General features: G+C 67.2%; 6 protein-coding genes. 1 reads left to right on the forward strand and 5 read right to left on the reverse strand.

Annotation, left to right across the window (positions count from 1 at the left end; translation table 11 throughout):
• The 5 genes from A9W95_RS00485 to A9W95_RS00505 form a co-directional block, all read right to left on the reverse strand.
• A partial coding sequence (locus A9W95_RS00485) for a TetR/AcrR family transcriptional regulator (protein ID WP_156745924.1) occupies positions 1 to 218 on the reverse strand: 218 nt, incomplete at its 3' end.
• Entirely contained in the window at positions 215 to 409 is a 195-nt protein-coding gene (locus A9W95_RS00490; protein WP_067408652.1) for a rubredoxin, read from the reverse strand. The genes A9W95_RS00485 and A9W95_RS00490, both read right to left, overlap by 4 nt.
• The gene (locus tag A9W95_RS00495) at positions 406 to 594 is read right to left on the reverse strand and encodes a rubredoxin (RefSeq protein ID WP_067408654.1); all 189 of its coding nucleotides are present in this window, start codon (positions 592 to 594) and stop codon (positions 406 to 408) included. Before A9W95_RS00495 ends, A9W95_RS00490 begins: the two co-directional genes overlap by 4 nt.
• On the reverse strand, positions 591 to 1,823 hold the full coding sequence (locus tag A9W95_RS00500) for an alkane 1-monooxygenase (RefSeq protein WP_067408657.1): 1,233 nt from the start codon (positions 1,821 to 1,823) through the stop codon (positions 591 to 593). The genes A9W95_RS00495 and A9W95_RS00500 overlap by 4 nt, the downstream gene beginning before the upstream one ends.
• A 105-nt stretch (positions 1,824 to 1,928) precedes the next feature.
• Complete coding sequence (locus A9W95_RS00505; RefSeq protein ID WP_067408659.1) at positions 1,929 to 3,419, reverse strand: amino acid permease; 1,491 nt, start codon at positions 3,417 to 3,419, stop codon at positions 1,929 to 1,931.
• Between the two features lie 108 nt (positions 3,420 to 3,527).
• Between A9W95_RS00505 and A9W95_RS00510 the strand changes: the two genes are divergently transcribed.
• Positions 3,528 to 4,480: NAD(P)/FAD-dependent oxidoreductase (locus A9W95_RS00510; RefSeq protein WP_156745925.1), on the forward strand; the 953-nt coding region annotated here is incomplete at its 3' end.

Below are 4,480 nucleotides of genomic sequence, written 5' to 3' on the forward strand. Positions count from 1 at the left end.
CCCTGCGCCAGGCCCTGCCGGGAGCCGAACTCGTTGTAGATGGTCTGCCGGCTGATGCCTGCCGTCCGTGCGACGTCGGACAGCGTGATCGCCGACCAGTCGCGGGTGAGCAGCAGGTCCCGCATCGCGTCGAGCACCGAGTCGCGCAGCAGGGCGCGCGACGCCTCGGCGTAAGGGATCCGCTTCACAGGCGCGACAATAGTGTTTGCGGCGCTCACGGGCGAGCCACCTCGACCATGATGAAGTCCGATTTCGCCGCGCCGCAGTCCGGGCAGCTCCAGTCCTCGGGGATGTCGTCCCAGCGAGTGCCGGGCGGGATTCCGTCTTCCGGCCAGCCCTCGGCCTCGTCGTATTCGAAGCCGCATTGGACGCACTGGTAGAGCTTGTAGTCACTGCCTTGGTCGCTCATTTGCTTGCTCCTATCGGTTGGAAATCGACCTTCTCGCGCACCGAGCAGTCCGGGCAACACCAGTCCTCCGGGATCTGGTCCCAGCCGGTGCCGGGCGGGAAACCCTCCCGGGCGTCACCCTTGGCCTCGTCATAGACGTAGTCGCAGACCGGGCACTGGTAGGCCGGTGAGGCCGGGGTCGTCATGCCGCACCGCCGTACCGGGCCAGCATCTTCTCCCGCAGCCGTGGTTGCACGTTGACCTTGGTGATGTCGCCGTCGTAGTGCTCGAGCACCCGGTGGTCCATCACCTTGCGCCACAGCGGCGGGAAGTAGGTCAGCGAGATCATCGAGGCGTAACCGCTGGGCAGGTTCGGTGACCCTTCCATGCTGCGCAGCGTCTGGTAGCGCCGGGTCGGGTTGGCGTGGTGGTCGCTGTGCCGCTGCAGGTGGTACAGGAACAGGTTGGTGACGATGTGGTCGGAGTTCCAGCTGTGCACCGGGGCGCAGCGCTCGTAGCGGCCGTTGGGGTTCTTCTGCCGCAGCAGCCCGTAGTGCTCGAGGTAGTTGACGGCCTCGAGCAGCGAGAAGCCGAAGACGGCCTGGATGACGACGAAGGGCAGCAGGCCCCAGCCGAACAGCGCGACCAGCGCGCCCCACAGCACCACCGACATGGCCCAGGCGTTGAGGACGTCGTTGGACAGGTAGGTCTTGGGGTGCCACGGGCTCATGCCCTGCCGGCGGATGCGTTGCGCCTCGAGCTTGACCGCCGACCGCAGGCTGCCGATGACGCTGCGCGGCAAGAACTCCCAGAACGTCTCGCCGAAGCGGGCCGAGGCCGGGTCTTCCGGTGTGGAGACGCGGACGTGGTGGCCGCGATTGTGCTCGATGTAGAAGTGGCCGTAGCAAGTCTGCGCCAGGGTGATCTTGGACAGCCAGCGCTCCAGGGAGTCCTTCTTGTGTCCCATCTCGTGCGCGGTGTTGATGCCGACGCCGCCGAGCACACCGACCGACAACGCCAGGCCGAGCTTCCCGGCCCAGTTCAGTCCGCCGTCGAAACCCAGCCAGTGCAGGTCTGACGCGGTGAACAGGTAGGCGCCCAGTACCACGCTCAAGTACTGGAACGGGATGTAGATGTAGGTGCAATAGCGGTAGTACTTGTCGTTCTCCAGCCGCTCCATCACCTCGTCGGGCGGGTTCTGTCCGTCCGGCCCGAACCGCAGGTCGAGCAGCGGCAGCAGGACGTAGACCAGGATCGGCCCGATCCACAGCGGCGCCTGGGCCGCGGCGTGCCAGCCCAGCCGGTTGAGCCCCCAGACCAGGGGCAGCATCACGAACAGCGCGGTCGGGGCCACCAGGCCCAGCAGCCACAGATGGCGCTTCTTGTCGCGCCACTGCGCCGCTGGCTGTAGTTCGGATTGGAACTGTGTGGTCATCTGCCAAACCTCCTTGTGAGTCACACCACGTTAAGGTTGGACAATATCGCCATTTGCGTCTCTTGTCTAGACACACGACGCTGTTTTGTAAACCACTGCGAGCGGTTAGGTCTCCGTCGCCAGCTGTGGAGCGGATGCGTCCCGGCGGCCCTGCATCGAGTGGCGGCGGCCGTAGCCGAAGTAGATGGCGGTCCCGATCACCAGCCAGATGCCGAACCGGATCCAGGTCAGCGCGGTCAGGTTGAGCATCAGCCACAGGCATGCGCACACCGAGGCGATCGGAAGCGCGGGTACCCATGGCGCGCGGAACCCGCGCTCGAGGTCGGGGCGGCTGCGGCGCAACACGATCACGCCCGCGGAGACCAGTACGAAGGCGAACAGGGTGCCGACGTTGACCATTTCTTCGAGCTTGGTGATAGGGAACGCCGAGGCCGTCGCGGCGATCACCACCGCGACCAGCACCGTGATCCGCACCGGCGTGCCGCGTGAGCCGGTCTTGGCCAGGCCCCGCGGCAACAGGCCGTCGCGCGCCATGGCGAACAACACCCGGCACTGCCCGAGCATCAGCACCATGACCACGGTGGTCAGCCCGGCCAGCGCGCCGACGGAGATGATGCCGCTGGCCCAGTGCACCCCGTTGGCCCGGAACGCGGTGGCCAGGTTGGCCTGGCCACCTCCCGCGCCGGTGCGCAGTTGGGTGTAGGACACCATGCCGGACAGGACCACCGACACCGCGACGTAGAGCAGGGTGACGACGCCCAGCGAGGCCAGGATGCCGCGCGGGACGTCGCGCTGCGGGTGCTTGGTCTCCTCGGCCATGGTGGCCACGATGTCGAAGCCGATGAAGGCGAAGAACACGATCGATGCGCCCGCCAAGACGCCGTACCAGCCGTAGTGGCTGCCCCCGGCCCCAGTCAGCAGCGACAGCACCGACTGGTCGACGCCGTTGCCTTGATGCTCGGCTTCGGGCTTGGGAATGAACGGCGAGTAGTTGGCCGCCTTCACATAGAACGCGCCGACGATCACCACGAGGATCACGACCGACACCTTGATGGCGGTGACCACCGCCGAGAAACGCGACGACAACTTGGTGCCCAGCGCCAGCAGGACGGCCACCGCGGCGACGATCACCAGCGCGCCCCAGTCCAGCTGAAACGAGCCGAAACGGGCTGTGGCACTGGCGAATCCGAACACCGTGCCCAGATAGCTGGACCAACCCTTGGCGACTACCGCCGCCCCGACGGCCAGCTCCAGCACCAGGTTCCAGCCGATCACCCAGGCCAGAAACTCACCGAAGGTGGCATAGGAGAAGGTGTAGGCGCTGCCGGCCACCGGCAGGGTGGAGGCGAACTCGGCGTAACACAGGGCCGCCAGCGCGCAGGTGGCCGCGGCGATCAGGAACGAGATCCAGATGGCCGGGCCGGTGATGTCGCCGGTCGTCGATGCGGTGACGGTGAAGATGCCGGCACCGATCACCACCGAGACGCCGAATACCATCAGGTCCCACCAGGTGAGATCTTTGCGCAGTCGGGTCTCGGGCTCGTCCGTGTCGGCAATCGATTGTTCCACCGACTTCATGCGCCATCGACCGGTCATGTCACCCGTCCCTGTTGTCGTGGGTCTGTCGTGGGTCACCCGCTGGACCAGCACAGTAGTGGGTAGTCTGCGGGAATGCGGGGGAGCGGACAAAACAGAGATCACGCCATCGTCATCGGCGGCAGCATCGCCGGGATGTGCGCGGCGCGGGTGCTATCCGATTTCTTCCACCGGGTCACGGTGTACGAGCGCGACGAGCTGCCCACCGCGCCGGCCAACCGCGCCACGGTCCCCCAGGATCGTCACCTGCACATGCTGATGGCGCGCGGGGCCAACGAGTTCGAAAGTCACTTCCCCGGCCTGCTGGACGACATGGTGGCCGCCGGGGTGCCGATGCTGGAGAACCGGCCGGACTGCATCCACCTGGGCGCCGCGGGCCACGTGCTGGGCACCGGGCACACGTTGCGCGACGAATTCACCGCGTACGTGCCCAGCCGGCCGCACCTGGAATGGCAGATCCGACAGCGAGTCCGCGACATCGACAACGTCGAGATCGTCCAGCGCAACGTCTTCGAACCGCGCTTCGACCGGGCCCACCAGAAGGTGACCGGGGTGCTGCTCGATCCCGCGGCCGACGGGCCGGGCGGTGAACCCGAGTTCGTCGCCGCCGACCTGGTCGTCGACGCGGCTGGGCGGGGCACCCGGCTGCCGGTGTGGCTGGAGCAGTGGGGATACCCGCGCGCACCGGAGGCGATCATCGACATCGGCATCCACTACGCCACCCACCAGTTCCGGCTGCCCGAAGGGGCGCTGCGGGAGAAGGTGGTGGTCGCCGGCGCGTCGCACGACCAGTCCCTGGGTCTGGGCATGCTGCATTACGAGGACGGCACCTGGGTGCTGACCACCTTCGGGGTAGCCAATGCCAAGCCGCCGCGGACCTTCCCCGAGATGCTCGCCCTGGCCGAGGAGCTGTTGCCCGCCCACTTCAACGAGGCGCTGGCCCTGGCCACCCCCATCGGCGAACCGGCATACCACGCCTTTCCGGCCAGCCGGTGGCGCCGCTACCACAAGCTCAAGCGCTTTCCGGGCGGGATCGTCCCGTTCGGTGACGCGGTGGCCAG

Source organism: Mycobacterium sp. 1423905.2 (genome assembly GCF_001673155.1).
Classification (GTDB): Bacteria; Actinomycetota; Actinomycetes; order Mycobacteriales; family Mycobacteriaceae; genus Mycobacterium.